Raw genomic sequence first — 15,292 nt, 5'->3', positions numbered from 1 at the left:
CTGCGCATTTTGTGCACCAAAGCGGCCCAGGCCGGAGTGTGGGTCACCGTCGACGCGGAGGACCACACCACCACCGAAGCCACGCTGACCACAGTTCGTGAAGTGCGTACCGAATTCCCTTGGCTCGGTGCGGTTCTGCAAGCCTATCTGCATCGCACCGAGGCGGACTGTCGCGAGCTGTCCGGATCGCGAATCCGCTTGTGTAAGGGCGCATATCGGGAACCGCATACCGTCGCCTACCAGCGCTCCGCCGAAGTGACAGATTCCTATCTGCGCTGTCTGGAGATCCTGATGTGCGGTGCAGGCTATCCGATGGTGGCCACCCACGATCCGGTGCTCGTCCTCGCCGCCGAACAGTTGGCCGCCGAAACCGGCCGTGGCCCAGACCGGTTCGAGCACCAGATGCTCTACGGCATCCGCGATCCGGAGCAGTTGCGGCTGGCTGCCGCGGGCAATGCAATGCGGGTGTATGTGCCGTACGGCAGCCAGTGGTACGGCTACCTGACCCGCCGCCTCGCCGAACGTCCGGCCAACCTCACATTCTTTCTGCGCGCATTGGTCAGCAAGTCCTAGGGGATGGCAGCCGGCGGGGTGGGTGAGCTCAGACGAGCGGCTTGCCGAGACGGTGCCGCCTGCGCATATCCCACAGGCAGAGATTCATCGGAAAGAGCCTGGCGGGCTTGGGAAGTATGCGGTGCACAGCGCCGATCGCGCGCAGCAGTCGGTTCGCGAAGCGCTCCTGGCGTGCACTCCAATTCATGCGCATCTCGGCACGCAGGTGCGGCGGCAGCAGACTGGTCACCAAGAACCGCTGTAGTGGGCCGAACATCCGCAACGGCCAGGCGACCATCTTCAGATCGATGAGATCGTTGAAGTAGGCACGGGTGCGGGCATCGACGGTCTTGGTCGCGAGAGTGGTATTCCAATACTCCTGGAAGGCTTTTCGGTCGCGGGGCCACATTTCCGGTCGCATCTGCAGTGTGGTGCCGAGCCGAGCGGCGTACTGGTACAGCACATCCGCGGTGTCCTCGTCCATCGGCCCGTGCAGCCGTTCCTCCAGATCGACCAAGCCCCAATACAAACAGGCGGCGACCCACAGTTGCAGCTTCGGGTCGAAGGCGTTGTATTTGACCGCGGCGCCCGGCTTGGAATGCACTGCGCGATGTGAGCCGTTGACGGCCTCGCGATAGTTCGCACGATCCTCCTCGGTGCCCATCAGCGCCACCGCGAGATACGTCAGCGTGGTGCGCGTCCGCTTCCACGGGTGCACATCGATCCGGCCGGATTCGACCGTGCTCTCCATGACGCCGTACGCGACCGGCCGCAGGCTCAGCTGCATGATGACATTCGCCGTCCCACCGAGGAAGGCCGCGATACCGCTCCAGAATTCGTCCATCGCGAAGTTGTCGACGGTGCCGTAGCGACAGGTCGGTCCGGGATCGGGCGGCTCCGCGGGTAGCGGCAAGGTCATCGTTGGCCTCGTCTTTCAGGGGGGCGATCGGCGGCAATCGAAAGGTGATGAGAAGAATTGTTATTTACCTTCTCATCACCTCGATAGCGTGTCAAACGGTCCCCTTATACGAGCGGTTTACCCAGTCGGATGCGGCGGCGAACGTCGAACATATAGGCGTTCAACGGGAACATTCGCACCGGCTTCGGCAGCCGGGTGTGCACCGCCGAAATCATCCGCAGCAGCCGATCGAAGCGGCGCTGATCGTGCTGGGACCAGGTCATTCCCATCTCATTGCGCAAATGCTGTGGCAGCAGGCCGGTTACGACGAACCGCTGGAGTCGGGCGAAGGCGAATCCAATGGGGCGCGGCATCATCTTCAGATCGATGAGGGCGTCGAAGTAGTCGCGCAGGGCGGGTTCGATACCGCGCTTCGGCAGGTTCTCGTCCCAATACCGTTGGAAATCCGCGCGATTGGCGGGCCACATCTCCGGTCGCATCTGCAAGGTGGTGCCGAGCCGGGCGCAGTAGTGATAAAAGTCCTCGGCCACATCGGGATTCATCGGCCCGTGCATGCGGGTGTATAGATCGTCGATGCCCCAATAGAGGCATGCCGCGACCCAGAGTTGCAGTGTGGGATCGAAGGCGTTGTATCGCACCGGACTCGCCGAGGTCGAGCGGATCGGTCGATGCGATTCGTTGACCGCCTCCCGATACAGCGCGCGCTCTTCATCCGAACCCATCAGTGCCACCGCGAGATAGCTCAGGGTGGTGCGTAGCCGTTTGATCGGGTGCAGTGTGACCTTGCCGCTGTCGACCGTGCTCTCCAGTACGCCGCGCCCGACCGGACGCAGGCTCAGTTGCATGATCACATTGGCGGCGCCGCCCAGGAAGGCCGCGACTCCGTCGACGTACTCCTCGACGGTTTCCGGGGTGATGGGCTCGGCGGCGGCGGGGCCGACGCGGTAGGGAGTCGGTCGGTGATCGGCACTGCGGAGGGGTTCGGTCATCGTTGACCTCGCCTTTCTGTGGCCGTCCGCGACAAAGACGGACGGATGAGAAGGTTCTACATAAACCTTCTCATTGCCTCGTGGTGCTGTCAATCACGCTTTCGGGACCGTTCGTGGTGGCGCCGACTGACGGCATGCGATGCTAGCGGTGTCATCGTGTCATCGGAGCGGAATAGGGGTGGAAGTTATGGCGACGCTGACCAGACTGCTGGCGCTGGTGCGCAGCACGGGCCCGGAGGACCGCAACCAGACACGGGTGCTGGATGCCGCTCTACTGGCGTTCCTGGACTTCGGTATCAAGCGGACCAGCATGGTGGAGGTCGCGCGGCGGTGTGGGCTTTCGCTGGCCACGCTCTACCGGCGCTTCGCGAGCAAATCCGATCTGATCCAGGCCGTCGGGATGCGGCAGGCACGGCAATTCGTCGAGGAGGTGGATGCGGCACAGCAGCGGCAGGTCGATCGCGATGCCGGCGCCGAGGATCAGATCGTGGAGCTGTTCGTCGCCTTCCTGAATGGACTGTGCGGCAATAAGCTGCTCGACCGGCTGTTGAAGACCGAGCCGGAGATCGTACTGCCGTATCTCACGGTCAAGGGTGCGCCGGTGCTCGAGCTCGGCCGCGACTATGTTGCCGAATTCATCACCCGGCTGCAGGGGGAGGGCAAGTTGCCCGAATACGATCCGGAGCCGGTCGCGGAGATGATCGCGCGGACGGCGCTGTCCTTGGCGCTGACGCCGCAAACGGTCCTTCCGCTCGACGACGACGCCGCGATCCGCAAGTTCGCGCGCGACCATGTGGTCGTTTCGTTCCGGCCGTAGTGCCCTGAATCACACCAGCCGCAGGCCGAACCGCCTGCGGATGCGCATATCCCACAGGTAGGCATTGATCGGAAACAGCCTGGCCTGCTTCGGCATTCGTGCGGTGATCGAGCCGGTGGTGTGCATGATTCTGGCGAGTTTCCGATCGTCGTCGGCGGTCCAGGACATGCCCATCTGGTCGCGCAGATGCTCGGGCAGCAGGCCGGTGACCACGAAGCGGTGGAATCGGGCGAACAGTAAGCGGGCGGGGCGCGGGAGCATCTTCAGATCGATCAGATCGTTGAAGTAGTCGCGGATCGGGGGATCGATGGTGGTCTTCGCGAGATGTTCGGTCCAGTACGTGTCGAAGGCGACACGGTCGGCGGGCCACATTTCCGGACGCATTTGCAGTGTGGTGCCGAGCCGAGATCCGTAGCGGTAGAAGGCTTCCGCGTCGGCGTCGTTCATCGGTCCGTGCATGCGCTCATAGAGATCGCGGGCGCCCCAATAGAGACAGGCGGCCACCCAGAGCTGCAGCTCGGGATCGAAGGCGTTGTACTTGACCGGACTCGCCGCAGTCGACTTGACCGAGTGATGCGACAGGTTCACGGCGTCGCGATAGACGTCGCGTTCATCATCGGTGCCGAGCATGGCGACCGAGAGGTAGGTAAGGGTGGTGCGCAGCCGCTTGATCGGATGCAGCATGACCTTGCCGCTGTCGACGGTGCTCTCCAGCACGCCGTAGCCGACCGGCAACGTGCTGAGCTGCATGATGACATTCGCGGTTCCGCCGAAGAATGCGGCGACACCGTCGAGGTATCGCTCGATATCGAAGGCGTCCTCGGCGGGTGTGGACGCGGGTTTACGAAACGGGCTGGTCATTGTCGACCCCGTTCTCATCGTTGAGAAGGAATTGTTTAGACGTTCTCACCGTCTCATAGGTGTGTCAACCGTCACGTTGTCGTCAGGGGGGAGCGTGCTGGTGCGGTGTCGCGCCGAAGTAGCGTGAGCGAATGTCGTTCGGTCCGCCGCTGCTGCTCAGTTCGCTCGATCCGCTCGCTGTCGCCGGGGGAGCGGATATACCGGATGCCGTCACCATCGACGGGGTGACATTGTCGCGCAGTGATCTGCTCGGTGCGGCAACGTCGGTGGCCGAGCGCATCGCGCGCGCCGATCGGGTGGCGGTACTGGCGCGACCGACCGTGACCACAGTGCTCGCGGTGGTCGGCTGCCTCATCGCCGGGGTGACGGTGGTGCCGGTGCCGCCGGATTCGGGGACCGCCGAACTGGCGCATATCCTGACCGACTCCGGTGCGCAGGCGTGGCTGGGCGAGGCGCCGGAGGGGACGGATCTTCCGGTGGTTCCGGTGCGCGTGCACGCGCGCTCGTGGCATACCTACCCCGAGCCCGACGCCGCCACACCGGCATTCGTGCTGTACACCTCGGGGACCACCGGTCTGCCCAAGGGGGTTGTGCTCAATCGCGGTGCCATTGCAGCCGGGCTCGATGCGCTCGCGGACGCGTGGGCCTGGACGCCGAACGACGTTCTGGTGCACGGTCTTCCACTGTTCCACGTGCACGGGCTGATCCTCGGTGTGCTCGGGCCGCTGCGGGTGGGCAGCCCGCTGATCCACACCGGGAAGCCGACACCGCAGGCATATGCGCAAGCGCGTGGCACGCTGTATTTCGGGGTGCCGACCGTGTGGTCGCGCATTGTCGAAGATCCCGATGCCGCAAGGAAATTGCGTGATGCGCGGCTGCTCGTCTCGGGTAGTGCGCCGCTGCCGGTGCCGGTATTCGAGCGGCTGCGCGAACTCACCGGGCACGCGCCGGTCGAGCGGTACGGGATGAGCGAAACGATGATCACGCTGTCCACTCGGTTCGATGGGGAGCGCCGCCCCGGATGGGTCGGCACACCCGTCGCGGGTGTCGAGACCCGGTTGCTGGACGAGGCCGGTGCGGATGTCCCGCATGACGGCGAGAGCATCGGTGGCCTGCAGGTTCGCGGTCCGATGCTGTTCGACGGTTACCGCAACCGGGCCGAGGCGACCGCCGAATGCTGGACCGAGGACGGCTGGTTCAAGACCGGTGATGTCGCGGCCATCGATGCCGATGGTTTCCACCGCATCGTGGGCCGGGAATCGGTCGACCTCATCAAGTCCGGTGGCTATCGCGTCGGCGCGGGCGAAGTCGAGACCGTACTGCTCGGACATCCGGATGTGGCCGAGGTTGCGGTAGTAGGGCTCCCGGACGCCGATCTGGGACAGCGGATCGTCGCATACGTCGTATTGCGCGGTGCCGCACCGGATTCCATCGAGAAGGCCCTCATCGAGCATGTGGCCGAACAGCTTTCGGTGCACAAGCGCCCGCGCGAGGTCCGCGTGGTGGATTCACTGCCGCGCAATGCCATGGGGAAGGTGCAGAAGAAGCTGCTCGGCTGAACAGCTTGACCTCTACTTCGGTTCAGGTTCTACGGTCGCCGGTATGAGCGCAGCACTGACACCCGAACAGATCGACTACCTGGCCACCCAGCGCCTGGGCCGACTGGCGACCGTACGCCCCGACGGCTCACCCCAGAACAGCCCGGTCGGCTTCCGCTACAACGCCGAACTCGGCACCATCGATATCGCGGGCTGGAATATGGGCAAGTCCTGGAAATTCCGCAATATCGCCACCAACAACCGCATCGCCTTCGTCGTCGACGACGTCGCCTCCATCCAACCCTGGCGCGTCCGCTGCCTCGAAATCCGCGGCACCGCAGAACAATTGACCGACGTAGACCCCTACATCTCCGGCGTCTCCCGAGAAATGATCCGCATCCACCCCACCCGAGTGATCGCCTTCGGCCTGGAGGCAGGCGTCACCCACGGGTAGAGCCTGTCGCAGGCCCGGATCAACGAGACAACTGATCTCGTACGCACATGGGTAACTCGTCGGGGACGAGCCAACTTGCCCATGGCTCTACCGCCGCCCGCCAACCTCATCGCTGTCGCGACTGAGTCTGGCGCCTAAAGGCTCGGGGAGGCGGGGGAGCCTAGCTCAGTCGTTGGCGTGCAGGTCGGCGTTGAGTTCGATGCCGGTGCCCTTGCGGTGGACGACCTCGACGGCGCCGGTGGTGGAGTTGCGGCGGAACAGGAGGTTGTTCTGGCCGCTGAGCTCGGCGGCCTTGACCACGGTGCCGTCGGGGGTGGTGACCTTGGTGCCCGCGGTGAGGTAGAGCCCGGCCTCCAGGACGCAATCGTCGCCGAAGGGGATGCCGAGGCCGGAGTTGGCGCCGAGCAGGGAGCGCTCGCCGATGGAGATGATGGTGGTGCCGCCGCCGGACAGGGTGCCCATGGTGGAGGCGCCGCCGCCGATATCGGAGCCGTCGCCGACCACGACGCCCGCGGAGATGCGGCCCTCGACCATGGAGGCGCCGAGGGTGCCCGCGTTGAAGTTCACGAAGCCCTCGTGCATGACGGTGGTGCCGGAGGCCAGATGCGCGCCGAGGCGGACCCGGTCGGCGTCACCGATGCGCACACCCGACGGCACAACGTAGTCGACCATCCGGGGGAACTTGTCGATGCTGTACACGGTGACCGGGCCGCGGGCGCGCAGCTTGGCGCGCGTTGCCTCGAAACCCTCCACCGCGGCCGGACCGTGGTTGGTCCACACCACATTGCTGAGCAGTCCGAACTGCCCGTCCAGGCTCACCTGGTGCGGCTTGACCAGCCGATGCGAGAGCAGATGCAGCCGCAGGTACACATCGTGCGCGTCGACGGGGGCGGCCGACAGATCGGCGATCGTGGTCCGCACCGCGATCACATCGACCCCGCGCGCCTCGTCGAATCCGAGCAGCGCCGCGTATTCCGCGGGCGCCTCGTCCAGGCGCTTCGTGCCGGTGTCACCGAACGCGCCCAATTCCGGATTCGGGTACCAGGTATCCAATACGGTCCCATCCGCGGTCACATTGGCGATACCGACTGCTGCTGCTCCCAGAATGCTCACGTCATCAGAGGTTACCCACCCGCCGCGGCCCATGGTGAGCCACGTCGACCGCTACCCACCACCCGGCCCGTCATAATTCCGCGATGCTGATCGTCGACCGCCCGAAAGCCTCGGTCAGCACCGCGCGTTGGTGCGGGGTGAGCTGGTTGACGACCACTACCGCATCTGCGGCGAGTTCCGCACAGGCCGCGGCGATCTCGCCGACTTTTCCGGCGCTGAACAGCGTCCGGGGTGAAAACGGCCGCGCCATCAGGCGGACGCCGCCGGCCGAGACGCCACGGCGCTGGGTGAAGGTCGCGACGACCCGACCACCGAGGGTCGCGACCGCGTTCGCGGCATCGTCCATGCGCGTCGCGTAGTCCGGCTCCCTGGCGGAGAAGAAGCCGACTACGACGATGTCGGCCCCGGCGACCGAAACCGTCGCCGTATCGGGTGGCCGTCGCCGATAGCGGCGCGGTAACCGATTGCGCCGCTGGGCCGGGTGCATACCGAACACCGTATCGCCGCCGCGATGGCGACGGGTGCGACCGGAGAACCGTAGGCTGGGGCGCGTGACCATCGACTTGCGCGCCGATCCCATCACGCTGACCGCGGCTCTTGTCGACATCCCGAGTGTGTCGCGGAACGAGGCGGTTATCGCCGACATTGTCGAGCGGGCGCTGCGCGAGCAGACAACGGGGTTCGAGGTGCTGCGGCATGGCAATGTGGTGCTCGCCCGCACCGATCTCGGTCGGCCGACTCGGGTCATCCTGGCCGGTCACCTGGATACCGTGCCCATCGCCGACAATGTGCCGAGCACCTTTGTGGACGAGGCGGGGGAGCGCCAGCTGTACGGCTGCGGCACCGTCGATATGAAATCCGGTGACGCGGTCTTCCTGCATCTGGCCGCGACCGTCGCCGAGCCGGTGCACGATCTGACGCTGATGTTCTACGACTGCGAGGAGATCTCCGCGAAGTACAACGGCCTCAACCACATCGAGCGCGACCTCCCGGATTGGCTCGTCGGCGATCTGGCCATCCTCGGCGAACCGTCCGGCGGTGTCATCGAGGCGGGTTGCCAGGGCACCCTCCGCGCCCGGCTGACGACCAAGGGCGTGCGGGCCCACTCGGCGCGGTCGTGGAAGGGCGACAATGCGATTCACCGCATGGCCCCGGTGCTGCAACGGCTCGCTGAATACCAGGCCCGCGAGGTCGATATCGACGGCTGCGTCTATCGCGAGGGCCTTTCCGCGGTCCGCATCGACGGTGGTGTGGCGGGCAATGTCATTCCGGACGAGGCCGAGGTCGACGTGAACTTCCGCTTCGCCCCCGACCGCAGCGTCGCCCAGGCCACCGAGCATGTGCGCGAGGTATTCGACGGACTCGAGCTCGATTTCGAGCTCACCGACGCCGCCGCGGGCGCACTGCCCGGCCTGTCCGCACCCGCCGCCAAGGATCTGATCACCGTGGTCGGCGCCGACAGTGTGCGCGCCAAATACGGCTGGACCGATGTCGCGCGCTTCGCCGCCCGCGGCATCCCGGCGGTGAACTTCGGTCCCGGCGACCCCAATCTCGCCCATAAGCGCGACGAACACGTGCCGGTCGCCCAGATCACCTCGGTCGCCGAGGTGCTGCGCGGCTACCTCACCGGCGCATCCCGGTAGCGTGGGCGCCATGTCCGCCGAAGCCGCCGATAACGAGATCGCAAGCACGCCGAAGTCGACACCCAAATACCGCGGACCGATCATGTTCCGCCGCGATCGCAAACCGGGCGGCACCGCCGACCAGAACCTATTGGACCGGCACGGACCAAGCGATTGGGTGCATACCGATCCGTGGCGGGTGTTGCGCATCCAGGCCGAATTCGTCGAGGGCTTCGGTGCGCTCGCCGAACTGCCGCGCGCGGTCACCGTCTTCGGTTCGGCCCGCACCTCGGCGGGGCATCCGGAGTATCACGCCGCCATGGCCATCGGTGGTGCGCTGGCACAGGCCGGATTCGCGGTGATCACCGGCGGCGGACCCGGCGTGATGGAGGCCGCGAACCGGGGCGCGTCGGAGGCGGGCGGGTTCTCGATCGGACTCGGCATCGAGTTGCCGTTCGAGCAGAGCCTCAACGAATGGGTCGACCTCGGTATCAACTTCCGCTACTTCTTCGCACGCAAGACCATGTTCGTGAAGTACTCGCAGGCATTCATCTGCCTGCCGGGCGGATTCGGCACCCTGGACGAGTTGTTCGAGGCGCTCACCCTGGTGCAGACCCACAAGATCACCCGCTTCCCGATCATCCTGTTCGGCAGCAAGTACTGGGCCGGACTCGTCGACTGGCTGCGCGATTCGCTCGGCGGTTCCGGCAAGATCTCCCCCGGCGACCTCGGCCTGCTGCATGTGACCGATAGCGTCGAGGAGGTCGTGCAGATCATCCTGGCCACCGCGGACGGGGCCACCGATACCGATGCCCTCGGGACGGAGGATCAATGGTGAGCAAAGCCGGATACGCGGTCTGTGTCTACTGTTCGGCCAGCACCGCCGATCCGGCGATGCTCGCCCTCGCAGCCCGGGTCGGCACCGAGATCGCAAGGCGCGGTTGGCAATTGGTTTCCGGCGGCGGTCACGTCTCGATGATGGGCGCGGTCGCGACCGGCGCCCGCGCGGGCGGTGCGCACACCGTCGGGGTGATACCGAAACACTTGGTGCACCAGGAAGTGGCCGATGTCGATGCCGACGAGCTGATCGTCACCGACACCATGCGCCAGCGCAAACAGGTCATGGAGGACCGCGCCGACGCCTTTCTCACTCTGCCCGGCGGCATCGGCACGCTGGAGGAATTCTTCGAAACCTGGACCGGCGGCTATCTGGGCCAACACGATAAGCCGGTGGTTGTGCTCGATCCCAATGGTTTCTATCGGGGTCTGTTCGACTGGTTGGACCAACTCTACGATCGGAAGTTCGTGTCCCAGTCGGCCATGGCCAGGGTCACCGTGGTCGAAGATCTGCCCGCGGCCTTCGCGGCGCTGAAACCGGTGCAGGCATCCGAGGTGACGCAGGAGCCGGGAACCACTCTCGACGAGGAGAACTGACGCATTGAGCACTCCCGCCCGCCCGAAGGTCAGCCTATTCGATATCGCGAAGCGGTTGCCGCTCATGGCATTCGACGCACCGTCAATGCTGCGCGGCGCGCGCGGCATGATGGTGCGGCCGGATGACAAATCCTCGGTCGGGCTGTACTTCCAACGCAACGCGCACCGGCATCCGGACCGGCCGTTCCTGAAGTACGAGGGCGAAACCTTCAGCTACGGCGCGGCCAACGCGCAGGTGAACCGGTACGCGCGGGTGCTGGCCGACCGTGGCGTGCAGCGCGGTGACGTGGTCGGCGTGCTGATGACCAACCGTCCGGAAACTCTGTTCGTGGCGCTGGCCACGGTGAAACTCGGTGCGACGGTCGGCCTGCTGAATCACCACCAGCGTGACCAGGTGCTCGCCCACAGCTTCGGGCTACTGGACAGTGTGCTCAACGTGGTCGGCGAGGAATGCCAGGCGGCACTGGACTCGCTCGCCGAACCCCTTGCCGATGTGCTCTTTTCGCAGGATCTGCACAAGGCGGCCGAGGACGCCGACCCGGCCGATCCGCCGAGCTGCGCGCAGGTCACCGCGAAGGAACGTGCCTTCCTGATCTTCACCTCCGGCACCACCGGCCTGCCCAAGGCCAGCGTGATGACACATCTGCGCTGGACCAAGAGCATGTCCGGACTCGGCGGACTCGGAATTCGCCTGCGCGGCAACGACACTCTGTACTGCTGCCTACCGCTCTATCACAACAACGCATTGACCGTCGCGCTGTCGTCGGTGCTCGCCGCGGGCGGCGCCTTCGCACTCGGCAAGCAGTTCTCCGCGTCCCGGTTCTGGGACGAGATCATCCGGGAGCAGGCGACCGCATTCATCTATATCGGTGAGCTCTGCCGCTACCTGGTCAATCAGCCGGTCAAGCCGACCGATCGGCAGCACCGGGTCCGGCTCGCCGTCGGCAACGGTCTGCGGCCGGAACTGTGGGACGAGTTCAAGAGCCGTTTCGGCATCGGCCGGATCGTCGAGTTCTACGGCGCCAGCGAGGTGAATATCGCTTTCGTCAACGCCTTCGGGGTGGATCGCACCGCGGGCTTCGGGCCGTTGCCCTATGCCATCGTCGAATACGACGATGCGACCGGAAAGGCCAAGCGCGACAAGGCCGGTCGGCTGCGCCGGGTGCCGGGCGGTGGGGTCGGTCTGCTGCTGGCCAAGGTCACCGATCGTTCGCCCGCCGACGGTTACACCGATAAGGCCGCCTCCGAGGCCAAGCTGGTCCGCGACGGCTTCACCGACGGCGACGTCTGGTTCGACACCGGTGATCTGGTCCGCGATCAGGGGTGGCATCACATCGCCTTCGTCGACCGGCTCGGCGATACCTTCCGCTGGAAGGGCGAGAATGTCGCCACCACCGAGGTCGAGGGCGTACTCGCCGAATCGGATGCGATCTCGCAGGCGGTCGTCTTCGGCGTGGATATCCCGGGCACCGACGGCAAGGCGGGCATGGCGGCGGTGACGCTGTACCCGGACGCCTCATTCGACGGTCGCGTGCTCGCCGAATTGGCCTACTCCCGGTTGCCCGGCTATGCGGTCCCGCTGTTCATCCGGGTCGTCGCCGAACTCGAGCAGACCTCCACCTTCAAGAGCCGCAAAGTCGAACTCCGCAGGCAGGGCTACGCACCCGACGCCGGCAGTCAGCTGTACGTGCTCGCCGGTCGCGCCGACGGCTACATCCCGGCGTACGACGGATACGCCGCCGACGTCGCCGCGGCTCGCGCGCCGAAGAACTAGCGCCGATCGCACGGCGGCGTTGTGGGCTCGCTCGACGAGTTGCCCAGGTACTGGCGGAATCCGTTGTTGCCCGTCCCAAGAATGCACCGTCCACAACCCGTTCCCTGGGGCCGTGTTACAGGACTAGGTACAGTCGGGGCATGTTCAGCCCCACCGCAGCGCCGCTTCCCACTTTGTGTGGCAAGCCGGTGGCGACGGATCGGGCGTTGGTCATGGCCATCGTCAATCGCACCCCCGACTCCTTCTACGACAAGGGCGCCACCTTCACCGACGCGGCCGCCATGGACGCGGTCGCGCGCGCGGTCGACGAGGGCACCGATCTGGTGGATATCGGCGGGGTGAAGGCGGGTCCGGGCACCGTTGTCGATGCGGCGGAAGAGGCTCGCCGGGTGGTTCCGTTCGTCGCGGCGATCCGGGAGAAGTATCCGGAGCTACTGATCAGCATCGATACCTGGCGCGCCGAGGTGGCCGAGGCCGCTGTCACCGCGGGCGCGGACCTGATCAATGACACCTGGGCGGGCGCCGATCCGGATCTGGTGCGCGTGGCTGCCGATCGCGGGGTCGGCATTGTGTGCAGCCATACCGGCGGGGCCGTCCCGCGCACCCGTCCGCATCGGGTGCGCTATGCCGATGTGGTGGCAGAAGTAACGCAAACCGTCCGGCGCGCCGCAGAAGATGCGGTCGCGGCCGGGGTTCGCAAGGATTCGATTCTGATCGATCCGACCCATGATTTCGGCAAAAACACTTACCACGGGCTCGAGTTGTTGCGGGGAATAGACGTTCTTGTAAATACCGGATGGCCAGTCTTGATGGCGCTCAGCAACAAGGATTTTATCGGGGAGACTTTAGGTGTCGGTCTATCCGAACGGTTGGAGGGCACATTGGCAGCAACAGCATGGTCGGCGGCCGCCGGCGCCCGAGTCTTCCGAGTGCACGAGGTTGCCGAAACCCGGCGCGTCGTGGACATGATCGCCGCGATACAGGGCATCCGGCCCCCCGCACGAACCCTGCGAGGTCTGGTATGAATTTCCACCACCACGACAGCCCGCTCTGGGCGACGACGAATACCTGGGACACCCCGGACTGGACAGTCGAAGAACTGATCGCCGCCAAGCGCGGACGCACCGTTTCCGTGGTGCTGCCCGCGCTGAACGAAGAGAACACGGTCGCCGACGTGGTGGCCAGCATTCGACCGTTGCTCGGCACTCTGGTCGACGAGTTGATCGTGCTCGATTCCGGATCGACCGATGCCACCGCCGAACGCGCGCTCGCCGCGGGCGCCGAGGTGATCAGTCGGGAACAGGCCGTCCCTGAACTCGATCCGATGCCCGGCAAGGGCGAGGTGCTGTGGCGGTCGCTCGCGGTGACCAGCGGCGATGTCATCGCCTTCGTCGACTCCGATCTGATCGACCCGGATCCGGCCTTCGTGCCGAAGCTGCTCGGCCCGCTGCTGCTGGTCGACGATATGCATCTGGTGAAGGCCTACTACCGCAGGCCGCTGCGGCAGGCCGGTGCCGTGGACGCGCACGGCGGCGGTCGCGTCACCGAACTAGTGGCCCGTCCGCTGCTCGCCGCATTGCGTCCGGAACTGTCGCAGGTGCTGCAGCCGCTCGGCGGCGAATACGCGGGCACCCGCGAACTGCTGACCTCGGTGCCGTTCGCCCCCGGCTACGGCGTGGAGATCGGTCTTCTCCTCGACACCTACGACCGCCTCGGCCTGTCCGCGATCGGTCAGGTGAATCTGGGTGTGCGCACCCACCGCAACCGCCCCCTCGCCGATCTCGGCGTAATGAGCCGCCAGATCCTCGGCACCGTACTCGGCCGCAGCGGTGTCCAGGATTCCGGTGCCGCCCTGACCCAGTTCCCACTGATCGGCGATGCCTTCACCGCGCACAGCACGGAGGTCTCCCTCGCCGATCGCCCCCCGATGAATACGCTGCGCCCGGAATGGGCTGCGGCCTGAGATAACCATGATGAACCCCGGGTGCGAGCTCGGGGTTCATTCGTGTGCGGTGCTGCGCAGATAGGCTTCGCGGGATGTATTGAGCCGCAGCGCACCGAGAGATATGGCAAGCGGCCCTGTCCCCGGAACAGAGCCGCTTGCTGTCGGTTGAGGCTAGGCGTCGGGCCGGTTGAATTCACCGTCTTGTACACCCGCCATGAAGGCGTCCCATTCACCGGGCGTGAAGGTGAGAACCGGGCCGGTCGAGTTCTTCGAGTCGCGGACTCCGACGTGTCCCCCTGCGAGCCAGGATATTTCGACGCATTCGTTCTGGCTGCCGCTGTACGACGATTTGAACCAGTGCGTGCGTGACGGGTCGATGGTCACTGTTTATGTCTCCCTGCTATCTTCCTGATTCGGTCCCTGGATAACTGCTCGTCCAGCGCGGCCCCTCGGAGGGTTTCGTGGAGTGTGCGAAAGCGCTTCACGTCTTCGGCACCATCGAAAGTCATTGAGCCAATGGCAGCTTCGGTGTAAACGACAGACGGCTCGTTGTCCGGAAAATCGAGAATGATGTGTGGTGGCATCATGCTCCCGGTCGGGAGGCCAGCGGTGAACGGAAGGACACGCACCGTCACGTTGTCGCGGGTGCTGAGGTCGGCGATATGCCGCAGCTGAGTTGCCATGATCGGACCGGATCCGACGAGGGTATAGAGAGTGGTCTCCTGCAACAGGAATTCCGCGCGTACTGGGTTGTGCGGGCGGGTGAGTATCTTCGTTCGCTGAATTCGGAGATCTACTCGCGTGTTGTTCTCGTCTAGCGAGTGGTCCGGTCGGCCGAGCTGCTCCAATGTTCGGGCGTAGTCCGCCGTTTGGAGCAAACCGGGTATGGCGATCGGCTGATAGAACCAGAAGTCCGACGCGAATGATTCCAACTCGAGGTACGTGCCGAACCCAGGCACGATCAGATGGCGATAGTCCTGGTACCAGACTTTGGCATTGGCTTGGCTGGCAAGAGATTTCAGATACTCGGTCCGGGCATCCGGCAGGCAGTAGTACCGGGACAGGTAATCGACCTCCATGTCCCTGATTTTCTCGTACTGCCCAAGCTCGATCCGGCTCAGCGTAGCTCTGCTGATCTTCGTTGCAGCCGCCACCTGGTCGAGCGTCAAGCCCTGCGCCTGGCGTGCGTCCCGTAGTGCTCGACCCAGTTGGCGTCGCTGAAGTGTTGTGCCGCTGAGGTCTGCCTGTCTCGGCATAGTCGTGCCCCCTGCTTT

17 protein-coding genes are annotated in these 15,292 nt (G+C 65.3%); 10 read left to right on the top strand and 7 right to left on the bottom strand.

What is annotated here, in order from left to right:
* Window positions 1-573 (top strand): proline dehydrogenase family protein (locus ON44_RS27170; protein ID WP_040695133.1); only part of this gene is annotated, 573 nt, incomplete at its 5' end.
* Window positions 574-601: 28 nt separating this feature from the next.
* Here the strand turns inward: ON44_RS27170 and ON44_RS27165 are convergent.
* Window positions 602-1,471, bottom strand: coding sequence for an oxygenase MpaB family protein (locus tag ON44_RS27165; RefSeq protein WP_040695122.1), 870 nt, complete (start codon window positions 1,469-1,471; stop codon window positions 602-604).
* Window positions 1,472-1,575: 104 nt separating this feature from the next.
* Entirely contained in the window at window positions 1,576-2,460 is an 885-nt protein-coding gene (locus ON44_RS27160; RefSeq protein ID WP_040695121.1) for an oxygenase MpaB family protein, read from the bottom strand.
* Between the two features lie 187 nt (window positions 2,461-2,647).
* Here ON44_RS27160 and ON44_RS27155 point away from each other — a divergent pair, with 187 nt between their 5' ends.
* Window positions 2,648-3,277, top strand: coding sequence for a TetR/AcrR family transcriptional regulator (locus ON44_RS27155; RefSeq protein ID WP_040695120.1), 630 nt, complete (start codon window positions 2,648-2,650; stop codon window positions 3,275-3,277).
* Between the two features lie 9 nt (window positions 3,278-3,286).
* On the opposite strand, the gene ON44_RS27150 is transcribed toward ON44_RS27155, so the two are convergent.
* Complete coding sequence (locus ON44_RS27150; RefSeq protein WP_040695119.1) at window positions 3,287-4,138, bottom strand: oxygenase MpaB family protein; 852 nt, start codon at window positions 4,136-4,138, stop codon at window positions 3,287-3,289.
* Between the two features lie 131 nt (window positions 4,139-4,269).
* On the opposite strand from ON44_RS27150, the gene ON44_RS27145 reads away from it, so the two are divergent.
* Entirely contained in the window at window positions 4,270-5,697 is a 1,428-nt protein-coding gene (locus tag ON44_RS27145; protein WP_174415141.1) for an acyl-CoA synthetase, read from the top strand.
* A 43-nt stretch (window positions 5,698-5,740) separates the two neighbouring features.
* Window positions 5,741-6,130 carry a PPOX class F420-dependent oxidoreductase gene (locus ON44_RS27140; protein ID WP_040695118.1) on the top strand — a complete coding sequence of 130 codons (390 nt, stop codon included), beginning with the start codon at window positions 5,741-5,743 and terminating at the stop codon, window positions 6,128-6,130.
* A gap of 165 nt (window positions 6,131-6,295) precedes the next feature.
* On the opposite strand, the gene dapD is transcribed toward ON44_RS27140, so the two are convergent.
* The gene (gene dapD, locus ON44_RS27135) at window positions 6,296-7,243 is read right to left on the bottom strand and encodes a 2,3,4,5-tetrahydropyridine-2,6-dicarboxylate N-succinyltransferase (protein WP_040695131.1); all 948 of its coding nucleotides are present in this window, start codon (window positions 7,241-7,243) and stop codon (window positions 6,296-6,298) included.
* A gap of 70 nt (window positions 7,244-7,313) precedes the next feature.
* Complete coding sequence (locus ON44_RS27130; protein WP_085998627.1) at window positions 7,314-7,730, bottom strand: HflX-like GTP-binding protein; 417 nt, start codon at window positions 7,728-7,730, stop codon at window positions 7,314-7,316.
* A gap of 64 nt (window positions 7,731-7,794) precedes the next feature.
* On the opposite strand from ON44_RS27130, the gene dapE reads away from it, so the two are divergent.
* From dapE to ON44_RS27100, 6 genes are all read left to right on the top strand, one after another.
* The gene (gene dapE, locus ON44_RS27125) at window positions 7,795-8,886 is read left to right on the top strand and encodes a succinyl-diaminopimelate desuccinylase (protein ID WP_040695117.1); all 1,092 of its coding nucleotides are present in this window, start codon (window positions 7,795-7,797) and stop codon (window positions 8,884-8,886) included.
* A gap of 10 nt (window positions 8,887-8,896) precedes the next feature.
* Entirely contained in the window at window positions 8,897-9,703 is an 807-nt protein-coding gene (locus tag ON44_RS27120) for an LOG family protein (RefSeq protein ID WP_040695129.1), read from the top strand.
* Window positions 9,697-10,299 carry an LOG family protein gene (locus tag ON44_RS27115; protein ID WP_051182501.1) on the top strand — a complete coding sequence of 201 codons (603 nt, stop codon included), beginning with the start codon at window positions 9,697-9,699 and terminating at the stop codon, window positions 10,297-10,299. Before ON44_RS27120 ends, ON44_RS27115 begins: the two co-directional genes overlap by 7 nt.
* A 4-nt stretch (window positions 10,300-10,303) precedes the next feature.
* Window positions 10,304-12,073 (top strand): long-chain-acyl-CoA synthetase, encoded by a 1,770-nt coding sequence (locus ON44_RS27110; protein WP_040695116.1) that lies wholly within the window; start codon window positions 10,304-10,306, stop codon window positions 12,071-12,073.
* 140 nt (window positions 12,074-12,213) lie between these two features.
* Complete coding sequence (gene folP / locus ON44_RS27105) at window positions 12,214-13,098, top strand: dihydropteroate synthase (RefSeq protein ID WP_040695115.1); 885 nt, start codon at window positions 12,214-12,216, stop codon at window positions 13,096-13,098.
* The gene (locus tag ON44_RS27100; protein WP_040695114.1) at window positions 13,095-14,036 is read left to right on the top strand and encodes a glucosyl-3-phosphoglycerate synthase; all 942 of its coding nucleotides are present in this window, start codon (window positions 13,095-13,097) and stop codon (window positions 14,034-14,036) included. Before folP ends, ON44_RS27100 begins: the two co-directional genes overlap by 4 nt.
* 153 nt (window positions 14,037-14,189) lie before the next feature.
* Here ON44_RS27100 and ON44_RS27095 read toward each other — a convergent pair whose 3' ends face one another.
* Together ON44_RS27095 and ON44_RS27090 are read right to left on the bottom strand one after the other, a co-directional pair.
* Complete coding sequence (locus ON44_RS27095) at window positions 14,190-14,402, bottom strand: DUF397 domain-containing protein (RefSeq protein WP_040695113.1); 213 nt, start codon at window positions 14,400-14,402, stop codon at window positions 14,190-14,192.
* Window positions 14,399-15,274 carry a helix-turn-helix domain-containing protein gene (locus ON44_RS27090; protein ID WP_040695112.1) on the bottom strand — a complete coding sequence of 292 codons (876 nt, stop codon included), beginning with the start codon at window positions 15,272-15,274 and terminating at the stop codon, window positions 14,399-14,401. Before ON44_RS27090 ends, ON44_RS27095 begins: the two co-directional genes overlap by 4 nt.
* Between the last annotated feature and the right edge of the window lie 18 nt (window positions 15,275-15,292).

This window comes from Nocardia vinacea NBRC 16497, assembly GCF_000308835.1.
Taxonomy (GTDB): Bacteria; Actinomycetota; Actinomycetes; order Mycobacteriales; family Mycobacteriaceae; genus Nocardia; species Nocardia vinacea.
The sequence above is the reverse complement of the archived record's forward strand: the minus strand, read 5'-3'. Positions and strand labels throughout refer to the sequence as shown.

Bases quoted from the DNA above. Each gene is read 5' to 3' on its own strand.
- ON44_RS27165 (WP_040695122.1), bottom strand. From the start codon at position 1,471: ATGACCTTGCCGCTACCCGCGGAGCCGCCCGATCCCGGACCGACCTGT.
- ON44_RS27160 (WP_040695121.1), bottom strand. From the start codon at position 2,460: ATGACCGAACCCCTCCGCAGTGCCGATCACCGACCGACTCCCTACCGC.
- ON44_RS27155 (WP_040695120.1), top strand. From the start codon at position 2,648: ATGGCGACGCTGACCAGACTGCTGGCGCTGGTGCGCAGCACGGGCCCG.
- ON44_RS27150 (WP_040695119.1), bottom strand. From the start codon at position 4,138: ATGACCAGCCCGTTTCGTAAACCCGCGTCCACACCCGCCGAGGACGCC.
- ON44_RS27145 (WP_174415141.1), top strand. From the start codon at position 4,270: ATGTCGTTCGGTCCGCCGCTGCTGCTCAGTTCGCTCGATCCGCTCGCT.
- ON44_RS27140 (WP_040695118.1), top strand. From the start codon at position 5,741: ATGAGCGCAGCACTGACACCCGAACAGATCGACTACCTGGCCACCCAG.
- ON44_RS27130 (WP_085998627.1), bottom strand. From the start codon at position 7,730: ATGCACCCGGCCCAGCGGCGCAATCGGTTACCGCGCCGCTATCGGCGA.
- ON44_RS27120 (WP_040695129.1), top strand. From the start codon at position 8,897: ATGTCCGCCGAAGCCGCCGATAACGAGATCGCAAGCACGCCGAAGTCG.
- ON44_RS27115 (WP_051182501.1), top strand. From the start codon at position 9,697: ATGGTGAGCAAAGCCGGATACGCGGTCTGTGTCTACTGTTCGGCCAGC.
- folP (WP_040695115.1), top strand. From the start codon at position 12,214: ATGTTCAGCCCCACCGCAGCGCCGCTTCCCACTTTGTGTGGCAAGCCG.
- ON44_RS27100 (WP_040695114.1), top strand. From the start codon at position 13,095: ATGAATTTCCACCACCACGACAGCCCGCTCTGGGCGACGACGAATACC.
- ON44_RS27090 (WP_040695112.1), bottom strand. From the start codon at position 15,274: ATGCCGAGACAGGCAGACCTCAGCGGCACAACACTTCAGCGACGCCAA.